The sequence below is a fragment of the Trinickia sp. genome, assembly GCF_051954495.1.
Lineage (GTDB): Bacteria > Pseudomonadota > Gammaproteobacteria > Burkholderiales > Burkholderiaceae > Trinickia.
On the sequence record NZ_JBQCHR010000069.1, the window covers coordinates 64,320 to 89,437 of the forward strand.

Sequence of the window (25,118 nt, forward strand, 5' to 3'; positions counted from 1 at the left end):
TATCGACCATCGAATAGCGACTGACCGATCGGACACGCCGTGCAAGACGCTTGGATCCCTCTCGCACTCTCGCTGAAAGTCGCCGGCTGGGCGACCGCGCTCGACATCATTCTGGGTGTCGCGGCGGCGCTCGCGCTCGCGCGGTGGCGATCGAGCTTGCGCGATGTCGTCGACGCCCTGCTCACGCTGCCGCTCGTCATGCCGCCGACTGTTCTTGGGTACTACTTGCTCGTTCTGCTCGGGCGGCGCGGGCCGATCGGCGCTTGGCTCGATACGTTCGGCGTTCGCCTTGTATTTACCTGGCAAGGCGCCGTTATCGCGGCGATGATCGCGGCGTTCCCGCTCGTCCTCAAATCGGCGCGCTCCGCATTCGAATCGGTCGATCCGCAATTCGAGCATGCGGCTCGTACGCTCGGCATGGGTGAGACTGCCGTCTTCTTCCGCGTGACGCTGCCGCTCGCGATGCGCGGCATCGTGGCCGGGGCCCTGCTCGCCTTCGCGCGCGCGTTGGGTGAATTCGGCGCCACGCTGATGATCGCCGGCAACTTGCCGGGGCGCACGCAGACGCTATCGGTTGCGGTGTACTCGGCCGTGCAGGCGGGCGACGACCACACCGCCAATCTGCTCGTGATCGTCACGTCCGTCGTGTGCGTCATCGTGCTGCTCGTGGCCGGGCGGCTCGTGCCGCAGCACTCGCTGCTGACGTCGCGCTAGATGAGGACGAGGAGCGGACCATGACGCTGACCGTCGACATTCGCAAGACGCTCGTCACGCGCGAACGCCGCTTCGAACTCAACGTTTCGTTCACCGGCAGTTGCCAGCGCATCGTCTTGTTCGGCCCGTCCGGGGCGGGCAAGACACTGACGCTGCAAGCAGTGGCTGGGCTGCTCAAGCCTGATGCGGGTGCGATTACGCTCGGCGGCGAGCCTCTGTTCGACGCATCGCGCGGCATCGACGTGCCGACGCGCGCGCGCCGGGCGGGTTACTTGTTTCAGGACTATGCGTTGTTTCCGCACTTGAACGTGCGGCAAAACGCCGGCTTCGCGCTGAGGCGCGGGTGGATGAATCCGCGGGCTCGTGACATGGCTCGAGAGGTCGATTACTGGCTCGATGCGTTCGATTTGACAGCAGTCGCCGGAAGCTACCCGGCCCAGCTCTCGGGTGGACAGAAGCAGCGCGTCGCACTTGCGCGTGCGTTGGTGTCCGAGCCGCGCATCTTGCTGTTGGACGAGCCGTTCGCCGCGCTCGATGCAGGCATGCGCGAAAGGATGCGGCGTGAGCTATCCGATCTGCTGGCGCGGCTCGATATCCCGATGGTTCTTATCACGCACGATGAAGCGGACGTCGCCGTGTTCGGCGATCAAGTCGTCCAGCTCGATCAAGGCAGCGTGCAGGAAGGCGAACACTATGAAGGGCTCTCGGCGCGAAACGCGTCGCGTTGACGGTTCGTCGATGGAAGGTCGATGCCGGCGGAAGGCCCTTGTTGCTTACGCGCTGTTTAATCGGCCGTGCCCAGTATCACGCTCGATGCCTTGAACACAGCGATCGCTCGCTTGCCGGCGGCGAGCCCCAGCGCATCCACACTTTCATTCGTGACGATTGCCGTGACCACCGTTGCGTTGGGGTCGGGCACGCCGGGCGTTGCGCCATCGAGCGTCATCGACACCTCGGCGTTGACAGCGCCGCGCGTCACCTGCGAAACGACACCGCGCAACTGATTGCGAGCGGAAAGGCGCAGTGGCTGCCCGGCGTCGGCCTCGTCAGCCATGAGCATCACCCAGGATGCCTTCACGAGCGCGAACGCCGGAGAGCCGACCACGAGGCCCAGCGTTTCGGTGCTTTCATGCGTCAGCACCGCGACTATCGTCTGTCCGCCCGGCAACGCAAGCGACACCTCGTCGTTGACGCTGCCTCGCGTCACGGCCGATACCGTTCCATAGAGCTGATTGCGCGCGCTCGTTTTCATGCCGATTCTCCCAATCAAGGCCCAGTCGCCCGCGAAATGCTCGATGGCCGCGCTCGCGCGTTCGATGAACTTGCGATGCTCGCGTTCGACCGCGTGGAATGTTTCGATCAGGCGCCGCCCGCGCGGCGTCACGGTGGTACCGCCGCCGCCCTTGCCGCCCACCGATCGCATGACGAGCGCTTCGCCGGCTAAGTTGTTCATCGCGTCGACGGCGCCCCATGCGGCTTTGTAGCTGATGCCGACCGATTTCGCGGCCGAGGTGATCGAGCCTGTGTCGCGGATCGCGGCCAAGAGCGCAATGCGCGATGCGCCGCCGAGGGTTTCTTGTCCCGCGCGTAGCCAAAGCGAGCCGCCTAGTTCGACGGGGACGGTGGGGCTGTTGGCGTGGGAGGGAACCGGGGGTGGGGAGCGCTCGGGCATGAGGGTCGTCGGGGTTCGGAGAGGGCGGCGGTGCGCGTTGGGGGCACGGTACCGATTATAGGCGGATGGGTTTCATCAACATCCCGAAATTGTCCCCATACATTTCGTCGCCTCATCCCCCCATTTCACGGGCCTCGAGCACCGTCACCGTGTCGCTTTGTCCGCCGTGCTACCGTGGCGCGCGACTCACGACTAGCGACTTATTGGCACGGAATGCACAAACCCAAAGCAGCATCGCAAGGGCCGGATCTTTTAAACAGAATCAAGATTCTGGCTGTCATAGCCATGTTCTCCGACGACGAGCTTCTGGAACTACTGGTGTTGAAGGGCGGAAATGCAATGGCACTCGTTCATCAGATCAGCGCCAGGGCATCGGTCGACCTCGATTTCTCGTTAAAGCAGGATTTCGACGACGAACTGGACAGCGTGCGGACACGTATCGAGAAGACGCTTTCCGACACGTTCCGCGCCAACGGCTTCGAGGTTTTCGACTTGAGAATGATGGAGAGACCCAAGGCCATCACCGCGGACATGAAGGACTTCTGGGGTGGTTATGCCGTCGAGTTCAAGCTAGCAACGGCGCAAGCTTACGTTGCGCACTGCGACGACCTTGAGAAGCTACGCAGGCTTGCGATCAACCTCGGGCAGGGAACCAAATTTCTCATGGACATCAGCCGGTTCGAGTACGTTGAGGACAAGCAGGACGTCGAGTTCGAGGGCACGGTCATCTACGTTTACTCGCCGCTTATGATCGTCTGCGAAAAGCTTCGGGCCATCTGTCAGCAGATGCCGGAATACGGCCCGATCATCAAGCGGGATCGGGCGGGTAGCGCACGCCCCAAGGACTTCGTGGATATTCTGGTGCTTACAAAAGCGCTCGATTTGGATCTCACAGGCGAACAGATGCAGCGAACTCTGACGGCGATGTTCGACGTGAAGAAGGTACCGCTAGCGCTCCTCGGGCAGATCCGTCGTTCCTACGAGCTTCATCGAGCCGGCTTCTCGAGCGTGGCCGACACGGTCTCGCCAGATTTCGATCTCAAGGAATTTGACTTTTACTTCAACTACGTCGTCGAGCTCGTTGACCGCCTAAAACCCACTTGGGACAAATAGGCGCCACGCTTCGATGTAGCGGGTCTCGCCCATCTCGTGGGCAAGATAGAAATCCTGTTCGATGGGCACACGTCGGACCAGGGCAAGCTGGCTTGGCTTGTACCCGGCCTGCTCCAAGTAGTATCCGATGGCCTGATGATACGGGTAGGTGAAGTCGAGTTTGCGCAGCATCGCGACTAGCTTGTTGATTGAAACACGACCTTTCGCCAACTCGAAGGCTTTCGCCACTTCGAAGACGCCGCCGGCGTAGATGGGTCTCACCGTGATATCGATGAGGGTGCGCTCCACATCAGTGGTGCGCACGAGGAGTTCCTGGCCTCCGGTATCGGTAACACGCTCGGTGACAACCCCCAGATGCTCGGTATGCGAACCGTTCAACAGGTAGATCTTTTTTCCCTCGTGCTCGACCCAGTTGTGCGAGATCCTCGGAGCTCCATGGAATGCTTGATCGATCTCGGACTGATCGAGCTTACCCCGCGGGTGTTGATGAGTGCTGCCGCTGCTGCGCTCTTCAGTCATGTAAATCGTCGTAGGCGACTGCTCGGTCAATCCATGCAGCTGCATCGCGCTGTAGTGACTTAGGTAGAGGTTGTCCCTGAGGGACAGGAGGATGCTGAGCAACGGAACGTCGCCCCAGACGTAGCATCGCTCCGTACGCTGCGGAAACGGGAATTCAATCTCGCGAAGCTTAGCGTGGGCTTTCAGAAAATCGATGAGATGCTCTGCGGTCGTGCTTCGCGCGAGACGCCAAAAGGCGCGATGGTTAGCGAGAATCGCCCGGATTTCTTTGAGCTTGAGGACAGGCTCGGGAAGTGCATCGAAGCATTTGACGATGTCCGCTTTCGCGATCTGAATTCGTGACCGATTCATAGGCGTGCTGTAGGCTCATTCTTCAACTTTGGCTTTGCGGATCAGTTATTGTGGTGCTACGCAGCACTCGTGCTGCGTAGCATACATAAGACTTCGCCTGAAATCAAGATTGACTTCCCGGCCTGACGCCACGCCGACCGTTGATCTATGGGAGAGGGTGTGCTACGCTACGCAGCATAAATGCTGCGTAGCGCTTCAAATCGAAGTTGATCCAAACATACTGCTCGTCGGCTGACATCGGCCGGCGACCGGCAAGTGCGCCGAGGCTGCATGGCCCGGCTGCCGCGCTGCCTTAATGGATATCGAAAGGCTATCGAAACGCAGGCTCAAGCGTCTTTAAGCTCCGGTCCGACTGCGTCGAAAATGTTGATCATGTCTTGGGCGGTAAAGCCGCGCAGGCTAGCCATATCCTCCGACAATGCAGACCATTGATCCGTATCGTAATACGAGGAATCTCGAAGTGGCTGCCTGAGCAGATCGGCCTTGCCATAACTGGTTGCCGCCCAACTCGACCAATCCGAATCACCGAACAGGTCCCAGAAGCCACCGCGATTCCAATGAACGAGGGCTCGCTCCTCGATCCGCTGGTTCAGGACTTCTGTTGTATAGAGCTTGCGTTGCTCGGAAATCCGGCCCGTAATGCCTGGCGCATTGCCAATGACGATTCGGGAATAGGTAATGCCTGCAGTGGTGAACCCCACCATCCGGCCCGACGAGCCGGAACTGGCGCCTTCGAGATAGAAAGTCTTCATGCCGAGCAGCGCCATCGATTCGAGCATCCCGCTGCGCATGCCGATGTGGATGACGTTGTATTCCTCCGCCAGATACTTATAAAAAGCAAATTGCGCGAGAAATTTGGCGTCGCCGAAATGCTCTTTCCAAACCGGGTCTTCCCACATGTCCGATACGCTGATCACGTTGTCCATGCCAGGCAGGTTCGCGAAGTTGTTCAGCTTGTCGCTGCGCTCGTCGCCGGCCAGCAATACCGTCACAGGCTTGCCGCATTTGAGGAACGCTCGCGTGAGTTGGCGAATGCCCTCATAGCTCGAATCGAGTTCGGGGTGCGCACCGCCGCGCTTGCCGCTTTGTCGGCTCCATAACACGATGATGTTGGGCTTGATGTCGAAATTGTTTTTCTGAAACTTGCGGCCCATGTACCCATACAAAGCAAATTTTTGCTCGGTGGGCAGTTTTCCGACCTTCCACGCAGTGGCGATAGCGGCGCTCGTCCCATCTGGGTCGTCCTTCCACTGCTTCGCGAGCAACCCGGTGACCGCCGTGATCGACCGCGGCCAGCCGTTTGGTATCTGGCCGTAATACAGCTTGCTCGGGGTGGTGGGACCGCGCACCGGCGCCACCATATGGTTCGCGTAGGCTTCTTTGTAGTTTTGCCATAGATCGTTCACGCGCAGCGGGCCGGACGTAATATCGAGCAGATGAACGCGCCCCATCACGCCGCTTTCGCCGTAGATCTTTTGAATCAGGCCGGTTTTATCCGCGTACTGGCCCGTGGCCCTCGTATCCTTGACCAGAATGATATGGGCCGTTGTGTCGGCTGCCAGTAAGGCAGCTGCGGCATACGTGTCTCCGGACATATATCCGCATTGCAAGATTTTCACAGACATACCGAGTCCCCGTCAGGTAGGTGTTGTTGCGCGCGCTCTTATTGAATGGCGCCGTGCGCGGATAGTGCCACAGTTCGGGGGGGATTCGGGGATGGCGGGATGTTGTATTGGGACACGAGCCTGTGCTTGTTCGGGCTCCGATTTCAGGTGCGGTTAATCCGCGCTTACGATGTCCTGTCGCTTCATCCAGGCTTCCAGCGGCGCCCTCCCCGCACGCGCGTAGCGAATCCGGACCCAATCCGGCTTCTCTTCGCCGATGACGGAAACGTGATCGCCGCGGATTACATGCCCGTGCGGGTACTGCCGATATGCTTGCTAGCCGGAGGGAATTTCCGAGTTCGGCTAGGGGCGGTCGATCCGCATCGCCGACAGTTCCTGCGCACAGCCGAGCCCAACAGATTACCGAAACCCGGGCATGTCGAGCGCGATCACCAGTCGAAGCGTGCGATACTGATTCCGCGGAGGCCTAGAGATGTTCGATGAATGCCGATTATTAGTCGCGCGACTGAATCCATCAATTCCATCGTGTAAATTTCGGCCCACCGATCCGTATCCGTCAAATGGCGATGCAACCGCGAACGCACACTAATGAGTAAGCCCTCGTTTGTTGTCGATATTGCAGAAAATTCAGGGTCCAACCTCGACGCACACACACCGCTGGCCCTCACCTCCGAGGAGCGATGTCATCATCACGAAATCGGTTTGCGTATGCCGCTCGGGATCTATAACGTTTCCATCGCGAGGGTGTGCAGCAAAGTTCTTCGACTGTGCCATCGCCTCGAAACCTATTTCGACGCCGGTCACACGTTGCAGTCTCTAGAAAGCGTAAGCGATCTCTTGGAAGAAGTCATCGATTACGTCGAACTCGCGCTCTACGCGGCCGCTGAGCATGTAGACGACATCGACTCGATCGCCAGTGGATTTTTCAAATCTAAAACGCTCAGAGACAAGAGTTCAGCCTACAAGCAGCTACACAGTTCCATCAAGTCGCACAAACGTTTCGTCGCAGCCGCAGCGAACGCAATCAAACACCAGCAGTCCAGAATCCGACCGTACACTCAAGAATACTTACACGGAACAGAATACGGTTGCTTTCACGGTTATTTCTTTGAAGGTGTTGCTCAAGGAACCGTGGGCCCGAGCAAAATTTTCCACCAGAACCAAGAAATATTTTCTATGACCACATTAATTTGGGAGATCTTAGTGTTTGTGCTGCAATGTTCTCGCGAATTATCGACATTCGTCAATATCACATCAAAGCAAATTGTTGGCCCTCCAAGAGAACAAAAAACACGCTTTGCTGAAACAGTAATTGCGGCAGCTCGGTTGCCTCTGTACACATTCGGCGAGGAGCATCCATTCTCACGCGTTGCATTGCACATCACTGCATCCGACGGAAAGATAGATTCTCTCAATTCGGCGCTTTACGGATCTATCGGAAATCAATGGTCGCAGAATGGACAGGCGCGGTTTGGTCAATCCATATTACGGTTCAGCGGCGACGGAGTGTCAAAGTCCTTTCGCCTTGCCAGCCCGGGGAAGGTAGTGCTTCAAAATTGGACGCACTAAAATCATCGTTTACCGATTCTGGTTTATCCAGAATGCCAGGTGAAGCCGGGCTCGTCAGCGTCCGATTTCAAGAAATTCGACTGCCTGCTTCGGTCGAAATGCCCCGCCCCGACGTTGCTCACTCACGGGCGCGGTGCGACTGCATCGTATGGCGCAGTGCGGCCACAACCGCTCGTTCGAGATATTCGGCAAGATAATCGAGAATCTAGAAGACTAAGTGCTAGCTGACGAATTTACCGACGGCTGGAAGCCAATTCATGTTGGATTTGAGGGCGCACCTCTCTCGATCAATGGCATCAATCCGTGGTTGCACGCAGGCAACTGGCGACGGGTGTCTCAGGAACACATTGTCGTTCCGCACCCGGCTTATTCTAGCGAACGTCATCGCGCATGGGTGTATGAAATCACAATACCCGGAAAGGCAGTTTGCTCGCAGCCACTGTGCTTTCCAATGGCGTGTGGGGATTCTACGTACAACGGGATACCGCTCACTCAAGCTAGGCTCTTTTACGGCAACGGGACTGTGCTCGCCAACGAACGGTCAGCCATGGGACGATCCAGATCGGGGGTGTATGTGATCTCTGGTCACGTGGCGTCATTCCAAATGCCAGAGTAGAGATCATAGACGCGTGCGTGACTGAGCGCGGCTCGGATCCTCTCTTCCCCGACAGAGTCCAGCAACAACGTTGGAATGGAAACCCCAATGTTGTCCGTATCGATAGCGAATACTTCGGCAGCGCTGCCGCAGGACGCAGAAAGCATGGTCTCTACTTCGACGACACTGCCGCAGTGAACTATGAGTTGAAGACTCATGATCGCGTCACCTTAACCTCAGCGATGTCCTGAAGAGCGCTGGTCAAGCGCGCTTCGAGGTCGCCCCCAACCTTTTGCCCGCGCACATCGTAGTACGCCACAAAACTCGCTGCGGGCGATGGGACGTGTTGGCGTCCGTAATGGACACGAGCACGAACAAAAGCGAGACTCAGCTTGAGCGCTTCCTCCGTCTCGATAAAATGATTGACGACCAAAACGTGTTCAGGTCCATCACCTGCTGAAAACTCTGGGGTAAACATGGTGTGATTATCCGTACAGTGTGCTTCACCGAACGACCGCTTTCGAGGATTCTAACTGACCGCAGTGGGTCGAGATGCGCTGCCCGGCCGTCGGCGGCTCGCCCCAGCGGCGCGACAGCATCGTATGGCGCATTTCGGCCAAAAGGGGCCGTTGGCGATCCGCACCGACTTTCCCTTGCCGGATCGCCGCGGATGACCGGTTTTCTGCGATGAACTTGAGCCCCGCCTTGGCTCTACCCGGCCAAACCCGAACATTGACCTACGAGTTCTTATAGACGCTCGAATGTCGGTTCCATCCAGACGGCGGACGCTCGCCGATTTGCTACTTCCCCAGGACAATTGGACTCTATATGTGGCCGTGGGGCAAGCCGGACTCGAGGGCCGAGCGGAATTCGCGATTTTTTCGCCAGCAATCATTTCGCCAACCGCATGCCTCAGCGCCCTCGGCGGCACTTATGGAAAAATGCGAATCGCGGGCCGGCTGGGGCGCTCAAACTTTAAGACGGATATGTTCAAGGATCCCTTCGTGATCGTACACAGGTGAGTTGGTGCTCAGGCATAAGAGTATGCTATCGTCGCCGTCTCGCAAGAATGTCTTCCAAGCGCCTAGCAAAAGTTTTCAGTGTCTCAGCACCCCCTTCAGCCTGCGTCATTTCATTGGCGAGTTTGGTTATCTCGTCAGCATCGGGCGGTGCATGAACGTCTTGCGGCGGTCCAAAACTGTAGCCGTAAGAAACACGCGTCAGCTTTACACGGTTTACGGATGCAAGCGACAGCAATCCATCGCGTAGCGGATAGCCGAACACAGCGATGTTCGTTAGATTGACCTCGTGCGCCTGCCGAAAATAGCTTAAGTAGACGAAGCCATCGTAGCCCTTTGCTTTCACCTTATGAGCAAGTTCTTTGCACAAGTCATAGTCATACTTCCCGCAAAACGCAAACTTCGTCAGCAATCGCGCAACGCTATCAAATTCGGTACGCGCCGTGGTGTCATCGACCTCCGTCAAGTTTAAAAGCCTCAGATCGCGGGATGGTCGCAGCGCAGCAATATTGATGTAGTCAGACAACGTGACGCGGCATTCGTGCAAGCACGTCTCCACATTCTCTGAAACGTACAGAATCGGAAGAGCCTCCGAATCGTACCGACCAAAGGACGACGCCATTCGCACGCTCGCGGGCGGTGAATCGAACTCTGATGCAAGCGGCGCAATAAGGTCTTCTCCTTTCCTCACGCGGTACAACACTACATCTTGCCCTAAAATCGTCTCAGCGCACCGTTCAAGAATGTCATCCCAAACCAAATCGCGAGCCGCGCTGTCTCCCTCTCTGAGCGTTTGATAGTGCTCGGTGTATCCTAGCCTCCATAGGGGCGGTCCATACTGAAAGAGCCCTACGCCTAAATAATCTGAGAGAAGCTGGACATCGGCGTCGATCTCGGTACCGAATTCGACCGCACCCGGGTAGTGATATTCATTGAATTGATAAACGTAGGCGGGTCCCCCTACATCCGGCGGAGTGGACGCATCTACAAAAAAGTTGCTCATTAATTGGCGCGCCGCGTTGGAATCTAAGACAGCGCCCCCGACCTTGGAACAACGTTTGCAGGGTGCCTTAGTGCGTAGTTGAGATACCTGTTCTGCCTCCCGCTGAAGTCCAACGTTTGCAAAACAATGGGAACATAAAGGCGGTGCGTCCAGCATGCGATCTTCAACCATCACTAGTCCCCCAGTTAGATCGTTCCAACGCGTTATTTGATAGCTCTTAGCCACGAAAATTGAATAATCACGTAGCCTGCCATCCGAGCATCCATCACGCTCCACGGCTTATCCATTCGTACAACGGTACCAGCAACTCCACCGACACCCTCGAAAAATATCAGTCAGCGTCACTGTCTGTCGGAGGTTCTTGTTTAGTGGGAAAGTAGCGCGCCATTGCTTGGTTGGTCGTGGACCAAAGACGTTGGCGCGTCGGGAGGAGCTCGAACCCTTGACCCTTGGCTTGGAAGATGACCAGTTCACGAGGCAAACTGGCGAATGTCGAGTGTGCTTCAGGAAGAGACATAGAGTCAACTGCATGTCGAACGGCCGCGAAGGGTCGCGTGCTGCCGACCGAGGCCTCGCGACGTTCAGGCTGAGCATGCCCATTGCATGAGGCGGCACCCGGCCCACGAACGGCCAGTCGACATTGGTATCCGAATCGTCGACAATTTCATCTTCTTCGCCCAATCGGCACTTTCGACTGGGTCAACGAATTCCGGTCATTCGATGTTTTTCTCTCAAATGATCGATAGAACGGTAACCGGGAATATACATGACTGAACAAGAACAAATATTTTTTAAAGTATTCGAAAGTGTTTCAATGCCCCTGGAAGCAATTGATTTTGGATATCTCAATAAGGCTTTAGGCGCTCGAAAGATCCAAGCAGAAGGGTCATATATCGGATTCAAGCTAGATGCCCCGCCGGAGAAAAGGCGGGCGTTGATAGCAAGTTTTAAAGGTATCCTATCGGGGTTTCGTATGACACCAAATTTCGTGCGCAATCTTGAAAACGAACCAAATATTAAGCGGTCTGGTCGCGGTTGGGCGCTAAAGTGCCAACCTACTGGCGCTATCGCCCGGTCCGGTGTGCTGATGACTCACGCACACCTGCAATGGCATTCAAAAAGCATTTGGCCCATGGCATACGCGACATGGTTTGGTCAGTTGATCGAGACGATCTATCTCTACAAGGCCCTTCTCGAAGAACAATTGCGCGCGCAGGGTGACGCGCTTGAGAAAAAAGGTTTCGCGAGAGAAAATCTATCCATTTTCGCGGAATACCCTCGCAATCTGCCGACTGTCCAGCACTATGCAATGGCAGCGCTTGGCGCTTGGCTGGGCGGTGCGATAAATGTCCAATATTTCCTGTATCACGCAACAGCCAAGCAAATCCGCGATGCCGTTGTCAACGGCAAGCAACTCGAAAAGATGGGGTTTGGTGCCTACGCAGAGGCAATAGACCGCAGCGGCTTAATTGGTGTTCCCGATCAAGATTACCGAGCGCTTATCGATGCCCAGGGCGATCATACGGTTTTTGGCTCACTGCCTTTGGGCGAAACTAATCCGGCCAATCCGCCCACGCCCACCGATTTCGCGCCAGACGCGTCATCGAGCGAACGTGAGGTGTTCTCAGGCATCCTCGTCGACAAATACTACCGGATGTCATTTCATGCGTCAAACTTCGACGACTGCGGTGTCTATGGTGCATCCGATGTGCCGAGAAATCAATACGATGATTTCTATAAAACTATAAATCCTATCGGTAACGTGAGGTGCAAAAACTACTGCGTTCCAGTTATCAACGTTTCAAGCACTGAGGAACTGCTCGAAGTCTTGCAACGTATCCCGAAGCAAGGTGACGGTGAGCTCTTTTTTAGGGGCCAACGCAAGCTGCACCTAGTCAATCGCGATCCGGTGGTCCAGCGCTTTCTATTCGCAGATTCATGCTCTATTGAGCCGTCTCTCATTACTACGGCGGCTCGTGAGCGCGCTTATGTTTATGAAGACTCGCACTTCGCGCTGAGGCAATACCTAGAGCGGCGGATCTATGCCAGCGACAGGGCTGATATTGCCGCGCGCGCCGAACGATGGCGCCGAGAGGCTTCCTCGCCGTTATGCAGGCTTGACTACGCCGTGATGGCACTCGCCCAACACTATGGCATCCCGACCCACGGACTTGATGTAACCCACCGACCGGAGGTAGCGATCTGGTTCGCGACCAACGTCCTTAGCAAAGAAACGATGTCGGGCAACTTTCGTTACGACACGCTTCGGGTCGAAGAGTGGCCGCGAGATCAAGCGAGCTGCCCAGTCGTCATCGCATGCCAAGCGGTGACCAACACCGTCGCACCATCGTTAATCGATTGCCAGGAACTCGCTGAATTCGGTTTTTCTGCAAAGAGGCCGCAAGCGCAGAGCGCGCGCTTCTTTCATGGCGGACATAGCGACCATCAAAACAGGTTGGCAGAAACGGTCGTGTGTGTCTTCAGACTGCAGCCAGCTCGCTATGAGCTTGGTGTTTCTTTCGATACCTTGTTCCCTGCTCCGAAGGATGACCCTGCCTATCAGTTGATGCTCGACTTTGCCGATACGGACAGCAATCGTTGGGCTAAGTATGTCACGCGGTTTCATCGCCAAATGTAGGACGACGCATCCGATGCCAAATGTGCAGCGCCCTGATGAACCCACTTCGGCTCAGCGTAGGCGGTACGGGTAGCTAGAGCCTCGCCTCTTGGTGGATCGGCAAGTCGGTGTCCGCGGTCGGCCAGTTTGAGACGTTCCTCAGGGAGTGTCAGATCGTCAACAATCAATCCACGGTCGCGTTTGTCCCTGTAGGCGATGTATACCTAAAGTCTCCAGCGCAATTGTCGTTAACCGTTCGAAGAGGGTGGGGTCGTTGACAATCATTGATTTCGCCCGGGGGCTCGGCACCCCGCAACGGTCTTACTGCTTGAGCAGAACATGTCGGAGTTGCTCCGCAGTTGGTGAAATCCGCGGCGTTAAGTCACTTGATTCCATACCCCGCTCCATATCTTCGATGAAATGGTCGACACAAATACCGTGCTGCTTTCCACTGACGACATTAAGGCCAACGCCAATCGGGTGACTTATAGTCATCGAGACTATAATTTGAAAAATATTGCTTTGCAATTTTAATGATCAATTCCAATACAGCGGATTCGGTTTCGTTCGCAGGAACCATTTCAATGGATGAATTCTTGCGGGTTCAAAGAATGTGCGTTCCGGTTTGGGCTCGATGGTATGTGTTTGCCCCTTGTGTGCTTAACCTTATCGTATTGCTCGGCGCGGGTTGGTCAAAAGTCGTATCCGAGCCGACATCTTTGCTGCCCGACTTGATTCTTACCGCTTTCATCTCGCTGCTAGCGGCTGCTATCACGAGGTACACCGGCGTCAGGGCGTGGCGAAAAACGACTTTGCTTGTCGGCGGAATTCGCGGCGTTGCAACCGATTGGGGAATTGAGTGGATTACAGCAAATACAACTTCAAAGTTTGAGTGGTCGAAGTTCGTCAAGGCGCGACAGGAAGCTGATCTGTCTTTAGTTTTTTACGCCACGCGGGGTCTCTTCTACTTTCCTCGTTCGTTCTTTGCATCTGAGCACGAGTGGCAGCAATTCAATACACTGGTTCGTTCGCGGGTCAAAAATGGATAGCCTCATCGAAACCGAATCAACCCGTCCGCGAACAACGAACCCGTGAGAGGTGGCTGTCTTGACAACGCAGCTCAATCGGTTGCTCGAGCAAATTGCTTCACTGCAGCGCCAGCTGAATGACAAGCGCTTTCTCGAACTTCGTCTGTATCGGCGCGACGCGGCGATCTATCAGTTGTCTAGTGCGGTCAATCACACGATTGCTTGCTGGTTTAGCGAGAATTATCGACCGATCAGCTTCCTTACCGACCGCGGCAGAAGCTTCATGAGCGAGATTCCGGCCGGGAGACCCGAAGCCGCGGAGTATTACGCGCTTGCGGAAGAGTTCTTCAAGGTCGTGCTATCCGCACTTGAGGTTATTCCAGACGCGGAAGCTTGCGATGATTGAAAAATATCGCCTCAGGCTCATGTTCGAGTGGGGTGGTGGTTGTATTTGGGCGGGAGACGACACCACTCGCAGCGCATACGGGGTTGGTCCGATTGAGGACTCGCTGCCTCTAGCTGACGAGACGCGCGGAAAGCTTGTGGAAATGACTGCGTGGCATGATCTGTCGCTCAACTGGGAATACCCTCCAGATCCAGGACCATGGGACGCGCACGAGTACGAGCGCTTTGAAGCGACCGCGGCCGCGATGCGTGACCATCTTCAACAGGAACTGGGAGACCGCTTCGCTATCGTCTACGAGAGATTGGGAGTTTTTGAGGGACGCGCCGAGAATCAGTAGCCCGGAGCGCCCGGTCACCGGAAGGCTCGCTTCCCCGCGAATGGCCGCTTCAGAGAAGTACCACTGTCCGCTGTGGGTCGAAAACGGGCATTTACTGCATGGTCTAGCCCCTCACCCCTCCCCCAAAATCCGCGGCTTCCCCAACTCCTCCAAAAGCCTTTCCCCCTCAACCGCCGACCACCGGTTCACCGCCTCGCACCACCCGCGCGCGAACCCATGCTCATACGGCGCGACATCGAGCGATTCCAAAAACCGCAACGCTGTCGCCGCATCGCTCCCATCGCCTAGCACGCTCTGAATCCGCCCCAGCTGCTTGGCCACCTTCCGCCGCGTCTTCCTCGAAGCAAGCGACTCGAAAAACTCCAGCGTATACCGCAACCGTTTCGCCTCGATCCGCCTACGATGCCGCTCCGCGGGCGTCAGCGAAGTAAGCGCCGGTTTCGCACGCAACCGCTTGAAATGCTTCTTCACCCGTTTCCGCGCGTAATCCTCCAGCCCCTTATCCACCATCGCAATCGGCCCGGTCGAAACGCGTTGCATCGCCAGCCACCTTAGCCAAGCGAGCGCCAGCAATGCATATCGCCTTGTGCGCAGCGCCGCCGCCACTTGCGCCCGCGCCTCGTCCCTTCGAGCCGCGGCTTTCGCCTGCAACCCCTCCCACGCCCCTCCATCTGCATCCGCCTGGGCCAACGCCGGCAGCGTCGTATCGACGAAAACATCGAGGTCGCGCACTTGCCCGAGCAGCGAGCCTAGCCAATCGAGGTCGGGTGCGATCGTGCGCGCCCAAGCGTCATCGATCCAGCGAGGAAACGTCTTCAGCAGCGTCTTCAGCCGCCGCAAAGCGACGCGCATTTGATGCACGTATTCCGGTCCAGCGCCGCCGCGCACGCCTGCTTCATTGCCGAACCATTGCACGGCGATGCTCGCGCAGGCCTCGATCAAAGCGTCGTGGGGGTTCTGGGCATGAGAGAGATCGATGCGCGAAGCGCGAACTGCCGCATTGGATTGATCGGGAGTGCAAGCGCGCGCATAGCCATCGGTCAGCGTGGGAAACACCGGGAACACATCGGCTAGGACGCCGGCTGCGGTGAAGAGCGCCTCCAGAGCAGCGACAATGGGATCACCCGGGGTAGGCGTTTCGGCATTAGCGGCGGCACCCGATGTACCGTCCAGATCCCCTTTCGAGGCTTCAGAGATCGTCCGATCGGCCACCGCATGTCCAGCCGTCGCAATCGGCGCCGGCACCGCGTCGATTCGCGATACGAGCCGCATTTCGCAAAACGCAACCGGCGGCGCCTCCGAGCCAGGCGACGCAACCGCCCCCTCCTGCCCATCGGCGTTTGCGCGCGCACGCTTTACCGACGCCGCGCCCTCGCCGCCCGCAGACTCCGAAGACGAAGCGCCGCGCACATCATGCAACTCGATATCGACTACCACTCCATCGGAGGAGCCGGTCCACCGCCACACACCGCGACGCACCGCTAACACGGGCGAGCCCACCAGCTTCTCAACCTTCCCAAGCGCTTTCTCGAGCGTCTCGGGGAGCCCTTCCGTCAACGCTGCCGCACCGCCCTTCCCGGGCGATTCATCGCAAACCGTCTCGCACCGCCAAACACCCGGGACGAATGCCTTCGCGCGCACGGCGGTCACACTCGGCGTACCGTCATCGGCGACAGCCAGCATCGCGCGCCGCGTTCCGTCGGCGTCAACAAACGCCCGAACGGTCGAGCCTTGCATCGGCTGCAGCAAAGCAACATCGGGCATTCGGCTCAACGCATCGGCAACAGCTGCCCCAACATCTCCCTGTCCCGAGGCCGCAACCCGCGCCGCCCGCCCACCGCGACGCGCCTTTTTCGCCGCCCCCGGCGCAGCCCTATCACCGGGCGCCTCGGTTGCAACCGGCACCTGCATCCATTCGCTCGCGGCCGAAGCCTCGAGCGCGAGGACGAGTTCGAAGCTTTCCGACATCGTGGCTCCCAAGCTGACGCGCGCGTTCCATCTTACACACTCGCGTCGCTCGGTTCACCGCGAAACGTGTTCCAGTGCGCTTTCGCCGCGCTCGCCGCCACCTCCGATCAGTTCGGCACTTCCGGCACGTATTGCGCCTCACCGTTGCCGAACGACCAATCCTCGGGCAACACCTCGACCAGGCTGATGAACACATCTTCCTTCCGAACGCCCGGACTTTCGGCCAGCAGTTCGACGATCCGACGGTACAGCGCCCGCTTCTTTTCCAGCGGCCGCGTATTGCTGACGGTCAATTGGATCATGACGAACCCGTCGCTGCGCTCGATCCCGAGGTAGTGGCGGTTATAGATCAGGTCTTCGGCCGCATGGTCGCTGAAGACCATGAACTGGTCGTCCTTCGGGACGTTGAAGGTCTCGACGAGCGCGCGCAGCACGCCGTCGGCAATTGACTTCTTATATTCGGCCGAGCGGCCGGCGGGAAGCGAGATACGTGCGAGCGGCATGGTGGTTCTCCGTTTCAGTGATGGTGTGGTTGGCAGAATACGGCTGGCGATCCATAATGAACAGAAATCATTAGCGATTTCTTCTATTTACGATTGAAATGAAAGTCCTCGATCTCGATGCGGTGCGGGCGTTCGTCCACGTGGCCGATCTGCGCAGTTTCACGCGCGCGGCCGACTTGCTCGGCACGACGCAATCGGCCGTCAGCCTCAAGGTGAAGCGGCTGGAAGCGCACATCGGCAAGGCGCTGTTCGAGCGGACGCCGCGCTTGGTTCGGCTCTCCGCCGCCGGCGGCGCGTTTCTCGATGCGGCGCGGGACTTGTTGCGGGCCCACGATCGCGCACTCGGCTCGCTCGGCACCGAAAAGCGGCGGCTCAAGGTGGGGCTCAGCGAGCATGTCGCCGGTCACGATCTCGCCGCGCTCGTCGCGAGTCTGCACCGGCACGATCCGCGGCTTCTCATCGAGATGCACTTGGGCTCGTCCATCCCGCTCGTCACTCGCTTCGACGAACGTCTGCTCGACGCCGTCATCGTGCGGCATGAACCCGATGAAGTCGCGGCGCGCGCAGCCCATGCCGACGGCGCGTTCGACGGCGAAAAGCTATTCGTGGAGCCGCTCGCGTGGCTAGCCGCGCCGGATTGGGTACCGCCGGCCGGCGAGCCGCTGCCGCTCGCCGTCCTCTCGGCGCCCTGTGGTGTCCGCGCCGCGGCCGTGCGCGCCCTGGAGCAAGCTTCGATCAGTTGGGAAGAGACATTCGTCGGCGGCGGCATGGCCGCCATCGGAGCCGCCATTTCGGCGGGGCTGGCCGTCTCGGCGCTGGCGCGGCGCGCGGCGCCGCCGAACGTCGTCGACGTCGGCGAAAAATTCGGATTGCCGCCGCTGCCCGAATCGCATGTCGTCATGTATTCCCGCGTGCGCGACCCCCGCTCGGCCGATGCGCTGCGCATGCTCGCCAAATCGCTCTCACGTGCGTAGGGAAAGGCGAGCGGTCGTTACGTTGAAAAGCGCTCAGCGTATGTCGATGCGGTACTGAACGAACTCGCTGCGCGGCGTGTAGCTGTCGTACAGCCCGCGCGCCCGGTAGTTGTTTTCCTTCGTCGTCCAATACACACGCGACCAGTTCTGGCGCCGCGCCTCGTCGATTAGCCAATCGATCAGCGCGCGTCCCACACCGCCCGCGCGCAGGGTTGGGTCGACGTAAAGATCCTGCAGGTAGCACACCGGGGTAAGTAGCGACGTGCTCTCGTGAATGATGTAGTTCGCGATGCCGATCACCTTGCCGTCCCGCTCGGCGACGATCGCATGAACGGGCGAGCGTTCGTCGAGGATGCGCGACCAAGCGTGCTGGGTAATGGGCTCCGACGGATCGCGTTCATAAAAGCGGGTGTAGCCATCCCACAGTTCGCGCCAGCGCGCCTCGTCGCGTGCCTCGATTCTGCGGATCGTCGCGGTCGTCGATTCCATTGCCCGTCACTCCAAATGAAAAAGGGCGCCATCGCGGCGCATTCCGACAATGTATCTCACGTGCGGTGGTTGCGGCAGCACGAGGATGCGTAGTCCTCACGCCCCGGCGCGACAGAGCAGGGCGCAGTGGCCCCGCCCGAGTACAAAGATCGGCGAACTCACGTAAATTCGTTCTTTCGGCGAAAAACCGTGCGCCCAGGTCGGGCTGCTGCGTTTCGCCGCTAACCTGCCCCGGCATCACCCGACGTCCACCATCAAGCAATGCATTCGAACGAACTTGCCAAAAGGCACACGCGCGCCAACCTGCTGATGCTGCTCGCCGCCATGATATGGGGCTCGGCGTTCGTCGCGCAGCGGCTGAGCCTCGACGCGATCGGTCCTTTTCTATTCAATGGTCTGCGGTTCCTGCTCGGGTCTGCCGTCGTCCTTGTGCTGTGTCTGCGGCCGGGGGCCAAGGTTTCGCGAGATCACTTGGCCGCGCTTATGCATCGGCCGAAGACTGCCGCGGCCGGCATCGTGCTCGGGATCGTCCTCGCCGTCGCCATCTCCTTTCAGCAAGTCGGCCTGCAATACACGACTGTCGCCAACGCCGGGTTCATCACCTCGCTTTACGTCGTCATCGTTCCGCTGGCCGGCGCCGCGCTCGGCCACCGCACGTCGGCGGGAATATGGCTCGGCGCGCTGCTGGCTGCAGTGGGGTTGTACTTCCTCAGCGTGACCTCCGCATTCGAAGTGCATGCGGGCGATCTCTATCAACTCGGCTGCGCGCTCGTGATCTCGGTGCAGGTGCTGCTCGTCGGCCGCTTCGCGCGTTCGCGCGACGCTCTCGTGCTGGCGCTCGTGCAGTTCGCCACCTGCGGCGTGCTCTGCCTCGCCGTGGCGCTGGCCGTGGAGCCCGTGCAGATGGCCGCGCTGGCGCGCGCCTGGCCGTCGATCGTCTACGGCGGCGGGCTGTCGGTCGGCATCGGCTACACGCTGCAAGTCGTCGCTCAACGCGACGCCGCGCCGGCACACGCGGCCATCATCTTCAGCATGGAAGGCGTGTTCGCCGCCCTCGCCGGCTGGCTCGTGCTCGGTGAAACGCTGTCTCTGCGTGCGCTCGCGGGCGCCGCGTCAATGCTGGCGGGTCTCATCGTCTGCCAATGCTGGCCATCGGGCACTACGCGCGCGGAGCGCGGGACTAACCCCGGGCCCTCACGATGACGATGGCTTGCACCGCTTTCATCAGGTCAATGCGCCACAGATGTGGCGTGTATCGCAAGTTTGCCTTGCATTAATCCATATATAGACTAAGATCGATCTGTAGTTTATTTAGAGATCGATCATGCCATCCGCCGCCGTCCATCATTTGTCCACAGCAGCCGCGCGCGCGTCGAGGCATTCGCCCGGGTCCGCCCCTTCGCTCGCGGATATGTCCGCGGCCGGCCTGCGCGCGTTCTTCAATATCGCTCACGACTGGGGTCTCGCCATCGACGATCAAATCGTCCTGCTCGGCTCGCCAGGCCGCTCCACCTTCTTCAAATGGAAGGCCGCCCCGCAGTCGGCGCGGCTTTCGCGCGATACGCTCGAGCGTTTGTCGTTGCTGCTCGGCATCTATAAGGCGTTGCAGATTCTGTTGCCCGAGCCGGCCGCCGCCGATGGCTGGGTCAAACGGCCGAACAGCGCTCCGCCTTTCGGCGGCGCCAGCGCGCTGGACCGGATGCTGGCGGGGAACGTCAGCGACCTGGTAGCCGTGCGGCAGTACCTCGACGCCATGCGAGGCGGATGGGCGTGACGAAGGCTGAAGACCGGTTCTCCCCCCAGCGCCTAGTGCGCCTCGATTGGTCGCCCGCGTACCGCGTGATCCCCACGCGCTTTCCGGCCGTCAATCTGTTCGATCGCGTCGCATCGTCCGAAGATTTCGACGCGCTCTATGCGCTCGAAGCCATGACGAACGACCGCTTGCGCACGGAAGTAGGCGAACTCGATCTCGTGCCGCGCGAGGAGCGCTGCTTCGGCCCCGGCTGCGGGCCGATCATGGCCGCTTTCACGCACTTGAACCCGCTCGGCAGCCGCTTCTCCGACGGCGCCTACGGCGTGTTCTACTGCGCGCGCGATTCGCGCACGGCCGTGGCGGAAACGCGTTACCACGCGGCCTTGTTTCTTTCGGCGACGAACGAGCCGCCGCTGCGGCAGCAAATGCGCCTCTACACGGTGTTGGCGCGCGGCGAGGCAATCGATCTGCGCAACGATCCCGCGCTAGACCCCGCTGTGCTCTCGCCCACCGATTACTCGGCGGGCCAAGCGCTCGGCCGCCGTCTGCGCGAAGCCGGGGCGGCGGGCATCGTCTACCCGTCCGTGCGCGATGCGTCTGGAGAATGCCTGGCCGCGTTCAAGACCACGCTGCTACGAGACTGCCGGCATGCGGCGTATTTGGAATACAACTGGAACGGCCACGCGATCGACAGCGTCTTCGAGTTGAATCAAATCGGGTGATGTGACCTGAGCGCTGCGGCGGCGAACGCATGAAGCGAACACTTCGGCCGACGCCGTCACGCGCAACGATCAAGGCAACGACATCTCGTCCGCGCCCTCGGCCAACGCTTGGTCGACCGACACCGACCAAGCGCGCGGCGTCAACGCTTCGGTCACCGTCAGTTTGCCCGTCGCGGCGAATGCTCCCGTATCGATGAAAATCTGCGCGCCGATACGCCCGATTTCGCGCATCGGCGTATGGCCGCAGTAGGTGGGCGACAGCCCCTTCTGCCGTTCCACGTGGCCGCTGCCGAGCGCGAGTTCGCGGCCCCACAGCAGTTGCTGACGTACACGCTCGTTGAAAAGGCCGCTGTCGAGCGCGGCGTCGTCGCCGAAGAATTCCGCATGCAAGACGTTGAAGCGACGCGGCCCGCTGCCGATCACGCGAACGAGCGGCAATGTCCGCAACCGCCGCGCATAGGCGGCCAAAACGCGATCGGGCAACGCCTGCGCCCAATCTCCGCCGAGCGAATACCAGGCGCTGCGCCGCATGACGCCCTCGGAAACGAGGCACAACGCTTCTTCGTGATTGCCAAGGACCGGGAAAAACCACGGTTTGTCGATCAGCGCCAGCGCTTCTTCCGACTGACTACCGCGGTCGATCAAATCGCCCACGGAGAAAAGCCGGTCGCACTCCGGATCGAACACGATCTCCCGCAGCAAATAGCGGAGCGCGTCGACGCAACCGTGCAGGTCGCCGACGACAAAGTCCCGGCCTGCCGTATTGGCGGCATGCCGGCAGACGATCGGGTAGATCTCGCTTCGCGTATTCATATCGGAAATCATAGTCCGGCTGACGCGGCCGCATCGGCCAGATGCATCGAGCAAAGAACGAGCGGCGCAACGGCGGCGATGCGCCGCTCGCTGCATGGCGCATCGCCTCGAAGCGCGATTGTCCTTCTTGTCTTTCTTGCTATTGCTGACGCTGGCGCAGCTTGCCGATATCGGCGGCAGTAACCGTCGCATGCGGATTGCCGAAACGCTGCGTCACGTAGTTCGCAATCGCCGCAATTTGGTCGTCGTTCAATTGATCGCCGAAGCCCGGCATCATCACGTCGGCATCTTTCGTCCGCCGATTCACCCCATGCAGGATCACCATCGCCAAATTGTCCGCCTCGGGCGAACCCACCGCGCTGTTGTGGATCAGCGAGGGATAGGCCAACGGCGCCGTCCCGCCCACGCCCTGTCCCGTCCAGTTATGGCAGCTCGCGCAATTCGCGACGAACAGCTGCGCGCCGTCGATACCCGTCACGCGCGTGCCGCGCAAGGCCTTCACATCGTCGGCGGGGCGGCCCCATTGATCGCGCGCATGGGTCTGCCCGCCTGAAATCGGCTGCACCGAGCGCAGATACACGCCGATCGAACTCAGGTCCTCGGCGGTCAAGTATTGGGTGCTGTTGGCGACCACGTCGGCCATCGGCCCGGCCGCATTCGCGCGCCCCGGCGCCACGCCCGTCGCCAAGTAATGTTCGACGTCGTCCTCGCTCCAATTGCCGATGCCGCCCGCCTTGTCCGGCGTGATGTTGAACGCGCGCCATCCTGCCTGCACCGCGCCCGAGAGGCGCTCGCTCGTCTTGAGCCCCTGCATGAAGTTGCGCGGCGTATGGCACTCCTCGCAATGCGCGAGCCCTTCCACCAGATAGGCGCCGCGGTTCCATTGCGGGCTTTGCTTCGGATCGGGCACGAAGCGGCCTTCGCGGAAGTTGAACATGTTCCAAAAGAACATGAGCCAACGCTGATTGAACGGAAAACTCAGTTCGCTGCGCGGCGGCGTGTAATGGATCGGCGCCAGCGTGTTCAGATAGGCGCGAATCGCCAGCAGATCGGCCTCGGTCACGCGCGTGTATTCGGTATACGGAAACGCGGGATATAAATGCTGGCCGTCCTTGCCGATGCCGCGCTGCATCGCGCGCAGAAAATCGGCGTCGTTCCAGCGGCCGATGCCGGTGTCGGGATCGGGCGTGATGTTCGGCGTATAGAGCGTGCCGAACGGTGTCCCGATCGGCAGGCCGCCGGCGAAAGGCCGGGTCTTATCGGCCGTGTGGCATGCCATGCAGTCGCCGGCGCGTGCGAGATATTCGCCGCGTTTGACGATGTCGGCGGCGTCCGTGGGCGCCGCGGCGGCCGCGGCGGCGTCTGAACCACTTGAGGGGCCGCCTGCGCCCGTCCCGGCCATTGCGCCCGCACCGCTTGCCTGCGCTTCGGCCGAAGCGGCGTTCGGCGCCAATGCGGTGCTGCCTTTTAACGCCGCCGATGAGGAAGCGGCATTCGAAGCCGATGCCTGCGATGAAGCGGCGTTCTGCGCGACCGTTCCGCTAGCGGCCGATGGATTATTCGCTGGCGCCGCCTTGCTCGCCGCGCTCGTCCCGCTGGAACCCGAAGCCCCGGCGGTCGCCACTTCGCTCGCCCCTTGCGCCTGCGCCACGGACATCGGCAACTCGTCGGCGGCCCAATTGTCGCGTTCGCTCGACGCATGCCAAGCCAGATACAACGCGAATATCGAAAACGCAGCCGCCGCGCCCGCCATGCGACGGGGCCGGCGAAGCATGCCATGGTGTCCGCAGCGATGGCGGCGCGGATCCGTCGCGCGGGAACTGAGTCGCTGATTCGTCGTCATCGGAAGTCTCATCGATTCATCGCGCCATCAGAGCTCACGCTTGAGCTTGGCGGCGAGCCGCAGCGCCAGCGCGGCGATCGTCAGTGTGCAATTGACCGACGCGGCGCTCGGCATCACGCCGCTCGTCGCGAGGAACAGGTTTTGGTGGTCGTGCGTTCGGCAATCGGCGTCGACGACCGAATCGTTGGGGTCGCCGCCCATGATCGTCGTCCCCATGATGTGGTTGTTCGGCGCGAAGCGGTCGTCGAACGCCACCTCCGTGCCGCCGAACAAATCGGCGATCTGCGCATAGAGTTCGTGCGTGTTGGCCGCGCTTTTTTTGACGTAGTCGTTGATCGAGTAGTAAATCTCGGGCTGCGGGATGCCCAATGCATCCTTGCGATCGGCGGACGGCACGATGCGGTTCTGCGGTTCGGGCAGATGCTCGTGGAAGCTGTTGATCGTCAACGTGCGCGCCGCGCGGTCGCGAATCTGCCGGTCGAGTTCCGCACCGGTCAAGCCTTTGCCGATCAATGCCGAGGTGACCGCCATCGTCGGTACGCCGTTCGACAAATGCAGTTTTTTCGATGCGTAATCCGAACGGAACGCCCCGTCGCGGAAATTGACGACCGACGTCATCTCCATGGGGCCGCGCCCCGGCCAAAGGGCTTCATTCGCCAGAAAGCTCACGCCCGTCCCTGGGTGGTCCATTAGATTGCGGCCGACTTGGTCGGAGCGATTGCCGACGCCGTGCGGAAACTTGTCCGATGTCGACATCAGCATCAGTTTCGGCGTTTCGATGCCGTTCGCCGCCAGCACGAACAACTTCCCTGTCACGCGCGTCGTGCCGCCCGACGGGTCTTTGTAATGCACCGCGGAGATGAGGCCCTTGTCGTCCGCTTCGATGCGATAGACGACAGCCTGAGCAATGAGCTTCGCACCGGCCTTTTCCGCTTTCTCGGCATGGACCACGCCGTTGTACATCGCCGCGATCGGGCAGATCGGCATGCAATTGTTGTTGCCGCAGCACGTGGGGCGTTCGTCGTACGGCCGGCTATTGCGCGCGACGGGTTCGGGCACGACCTTGAAGCCGTTCCCGTTCAGCACCTCGCTGAAGCGCGCGTCCAGGTAGGAAAGCGGCAACTGCTGCATCGGATAGGGCTTCGAGCGCGGCGAGCCGAGATCGATCGGGGTGTCCGGCCCGGATACGCCCAGCTCCACCTCGGCCGCGTAATACCAGGGCTCCAGGGCTTCGTACGGGAACGGCCAATCGCGGCCCACGCCGTAGGCTGTTTTCAGCTTGAAATCGGACGGCAGCAAGCGCCACGCTGCGGCGGCCCAATGCCAAGTCGTGCCGCCGACCAGACGCAAATACTGCGAGTTGTACGGATAGTCGCCTTTTTGAATCAAGTAACCGTTTTCAGGCGCGTATTCCGGATGCGGCGCATAGGGCATCGACGGATACGGCGTCGCGAAATCGTCCTTGGCCGGCGAATTGCGGAAATT

Annotated in this window: 23 protein-coding genes; 12 read left to right on the forward strand and 11 right to left on the reverse strand. The window is 59.7% G+C overall.

All coding sequences use genetic code 11. The features are described from left to right. The first annotated feature begins 39 nt into the window (after window positions 1-39). Both modB and ACTHNR_RS10220 read left to right on the forward strand, forming a co-directional pair. Window positions 40-714, forward strand: coding sequence for a molybdate ABC transporter permease subunit (gene modB / locus ACTHNR_RS10215; protein ID WP_440547474.1), 675 nt, complete (start codon window positions 40-42; stop codon window positions 712-714). A gap of 20 nt (window positions 715-734) precedes the next feature. Further along, window positions 735-1,442 carry a sulfate/molybdate ABC transporter ATP-binding protein gene (locus ACTHNR_RS10220; protein ID WP_440547475.1) on the forward strand — a complete coding sequence of 236 codons (708 nt, stop codon included), beginning with the start codon at window positions 735-737 and terminating at the stop codon, window positions 1,440-1,442. A 56-nt stretch (window positions 1,443-1,498) separates the two neighbouring features. Here ACTHNR_RS10220 and ACTHNR_RS10225 read toward each other — a convergent pair whose 3' ends face one another. Beyond that, window positions 1,499-2,386, reverse strand: coding sequence for a TOBE domain-containing protein (locus tag ACTHNR_RS10225; protein WP_440547477.1), 888 nt, complete (start codon window positions 2,384-2,386; stop codon window positions 1,499-1,501). Between the two features lie 213 nt (window positions 2,387-2,599). On the opposite strand from ACTHNR_RS10225, the gene ACTHNR_RS10230 reads away from it, so the two are divergent. After that, the gene (locus ACTHNR_RS10230) at window positions 2,600-3,499 is read left to right on the forward strand and encodes a nucleotidyl transferase AbiEii/AbiGii toxin family protein (protein WP_440547478.1); all 900 of its coding nucleotides are present in this window, start codon (window positions 2,600-2,602) and stop codon (window positions 3,497-3,499) included. Here the strand turns inward: ACTHNR_RS10230 and ACTHNR_RS10235 are convergent. Both ACTHNR_RS10235 and ACTHNR_RS10240 read right to left on the reverse strand, forming a co-directional pair. Continuing rightward, window positions 3,476-4,369, reverse strand: coding sequence for a type IV toxin-antitoxin system AbiEi family antitoxin domain-containing protein (locus tag ACTHNR_RS10235; protein WP_440547479.1), 894 nt, complete (start codon window positions 4,367-4,369; stop codon window positions 3,476-3,478). The two genes, ACTHNR_RS10230 and ACTHNR_RS10235, sit on opposite strands and share 24 nt — an antisense overlap. Before the next feature lie 326 nt (window positions 4,370-4,695). Beyond that, window positions 4,696-5,994, reverse strand: coding sequence for a hypothetical protein (locus ACTHNR_RS10240; protein WP_440547480.1), 1,299 nt, complete (start codon window positions 5,992-5,994; stop codon window positions 4,696-4,698). A gap of 588 nt (window positions 5,995-6,582) precedes the next feature. Here ACTHNR_RS10240 and ACTHNR_RS10245 point away from each other — a divergent pair. Continuing rightward, entirely contained in the window at window positions 6,583-7,563 is a 981-nt protein-coding gene (locus tag ACTHNR_RS10245) for a hypothetical protein (protein WP_440547481.1), read from the forward strand. 809 nt (window positions 7,564-8,372) lie between these two features. On the opposite strand, the gene ACTHNR_RS10250 is transcribed toward ACTHNR_RS10245, so the two are convergent. Together ACTHNR_RS10250 and ACTHNR_RS10255 are read right to left on the reverse strand one after the other, a co-directional pair. Next, window positions 8,373-8,636: a hypothetical protein gene (locus ACTHNR_RS10250; RefSeq protein ID WP_440547482.1), complete on the reverse strand. Its 264-nt coding sequence runs from the start codon at window positions 8,634-8,636 to the stop codon at window positions 8,373-8,375. 569 nt (window positions 8,637-9,205) lie between these two features. Then, the gene (locus ACTHNR_RS10255) at window positions 9,206-10,180 is read right to left on the reverse strand and encodes an RES family NAD+ phosphorylase (RefSeq protein WP_440547483.1); all 975 of its coding nucleotides are present in this window, start codon (window positions 10,178-10,180) and stop codon (window positions 9,206-9,208) included. A gap of 766 nt (window positions 10,181-10,946) precedes the next feature. Here ACTHNR_RS10255 and ACTHNR_RS10260 point away from each other — a divergent pair. The 4 genes from ACTHNR_RS10260 to ACTHNR_RS10275 all read left to right on the forward strand — a co-directional run bounded on the left by ACTHNR_RS10260 (window position 10,947) and on the right by ACTHNR_RS10275 (window position 14,568). Continuing rightward, a complete protein-coding gene (locus ACTHNR_RS10260; protein ID WP_440547484.1) occupies window positions 10,947-12,818 on the forward strand; it encodes an FRG domain-containing protein in 1,872 nt (623 codons plus the stop codon). Between the two features lie 563 nt (window positions 12,819-13,381). Then, the gene (locus tag ACTHNR_RS10265) at window positions 13,382-13,846 is read left to right on the forward strand and encodes a YcxB family protein (RefSeq protein ID WP_440547485.1); all 465 of its coding nucleotides are present in this window, start codon (window positions 13,382-13,384) and stop codon (window positions 13,844-13,846) included. 58 nt (window positions 13,847-13,904) lie between these two features. Further along, complete coding sequence (locus ACTHNR_RS10270) at window positions 13,905-14,231, forward strand: hypothetical protein (protein ID WP_440547486.1); 327 nt, start codon at window positions 13,905-13,907, stop codon at window positions 14,229-14,231. Next, window positions 14,224-14,568: a hypothetical protein gene (locus ACTHNR_RS10275; RefSeq protein WP_440547487.1), complete on the forward strand. Its 345-nt coding sequence runs from the start codon at window positions 14,224-14,226 to the stop codon at window positions 14,566-14,568. Before ACTHNR_RS10270 ends, ACTHNR_RS10275 begins: the two co-directional genes overlap by 8 nt. 111 nt (window positions 14,569-14,679) lie before the next feature. Here the strand turns inward: ACTHNR_RS10275 and ACTHNR_RS10280 are convergent, their stop codons facing one another. Together ACTHNR_RS10280 and ACTHNR_RS10285 are read right to left on the reverse strand one after the other, a co-directional pair. Continuing rightward, window positions 14,680-16,536 carry a CHAD domain-containing protein gene (locus ACTHNR_RS10280; RefSeq protein ID WP_440547488.1) on the reverse strand — a complete coding sequence of 619 codons (1,857 nt, stop codon included), beginning with the start codon at window positions 16,534-16,536 and terminating at the stop codon, window positions 14,680-14,682. 107 nt (window positions 16,537-16,643) lie between these two features. After that, window positions 16,644-17,039, reverse strand: coding sequence for a tautomerase family protein (locus tag ACTHNR_RS10285; protein WP_440547489.1), 396 nt, complete (start codon window positions 17,037-17,039; stop codon window positions 16,644-16,646). Window positions 17,040-17,137: 98 nt separating this feature from the next. Here ACTHNR_RS10285 and ACTHNR_RS10290 point away from each other — a divergent pair, with 98 nt between their 5' ends. After that, on the forward strand, window positions 17,138-18,013 hold the full coding sequence (locus tag ACTHNR_RS10290) for a LysR family transcriptional regulator (protein WP_440547490.1): 876 nt from the start codon (window positions 17,138-17,140) through the stop codon (window positions 18,011-18,013). 33 nt (window positions 18,014-18,046) lie between these two features. On the opposite strand, the gene ACTHNR_RS10295 is transcribed toward ACTHNR_RS10290, so the two are convergent. Beyond that, on the reverse strand, window positions 18,047-18,502 hold the full coding sequence (locus tag ACTHNR_RS10295; protein WP_440547491.1) for an N-acetyltransferase family protein: 456 nt from the start codon (window positions 18,500-18,502) through the stop codon (window positions 18,047-18,049). 261 nt (window positions 18,503-18,763) lie between these two features. Here ACTHNR_RS10295 and ACTHNR_RS10300 point away from each other — a divergent pair, with 261 nt between their 5' ends. The 3 genes from ACTHNR_RS10300 to ACTHNR_RS10310 all read left to right on the forward strand — a co-directional run bounded on the left by ACTHNR_RS10300 (window position 18,764) and on the right by ACTHNR_RS10310 (window position 20,977). Next, window positions 18,764-19,705, forward strand: a complete 942-nt coding sequence (locus tag ACTHNR_RS10300) for a DMT family transporter (protein ID WP_440547492.1) — start codon at window positions 18,764-18,766, stop codon at window positions 19,703-19,705. Window positions 19,706-19,913: 208 nt separating this feature from the next. Next, window positions 19,914-20,276 (forward strand): MbcA/ParS/Xre antitoxin family protein, encoded by a 363-nt coding sequence (locus ACTHNR_RS10305; RefSeq protein ID WP_440547503.1) that lies wholly within the window; start codon window positions 19,914-19,916, stop codon window positions 20,274-20,276. Beyond that, complete coding sequence (locus tag ACTHNR_RS10310) at window positions 20,267-20,977, forward strand: RES family NAD+ phosphorylase (RefSeq protein ID WP_440547494.1); 711 nt, start codon at window positions 20,267-20,269, stop codon at window positions 20,975-20,977. Before ACTHNR_RS10305 ends, ACTHNR_RS10310 begins: the two co-directional genes overlap by 10 nt. Before the next feature lie 69 nt (window positions 20,978-21,046). On the opposite strand, the gene ACTHNR_RS10315 is transcribed toward ACTHNR_RS10310, so the two are convergent. From ACTHNR_RS10315 to ACTHNR_RS10325, 3 genes are all read right to left on the reverse strand, one after another. Continuing rightward, window positions 21,047-21,790: a metallophosphoesterase gene (locus tag ACTHNR_RS10315; RefSeq protein ID WP_440547495.1), complete on the reverse strand. Its 744-nt coding sequence runs from the start codon at window positions 21,788-21,790 to the stop codon at window positions 21,047-21,049. A gap of 139 nt (window positions 21,791-21,929) precedes the next feature. Next, window positions 21,930-23,564 carry a cytochrome c gene (locus tag ACTHNR_RS10320; protein ID WP_440547497.1) on the reverse strand — a complete coding sequence of 545 codons (1,635 nt, stop codon included), beginning with the start codon at window positions 23,562-23,564 and terminating at the stop codon, window positions 21,930-21,932. Window positions 23,565-23,660: 96 nt separating this feature from the next. After that, window positions 23,661-25,118: GMC family oxidoreductase (locus ACTHNR_RS10325; RefSeq protein WP_440547498.1), on the reverse strand; the 1,458-nt coding region annotated here is incomplete at its 5' end.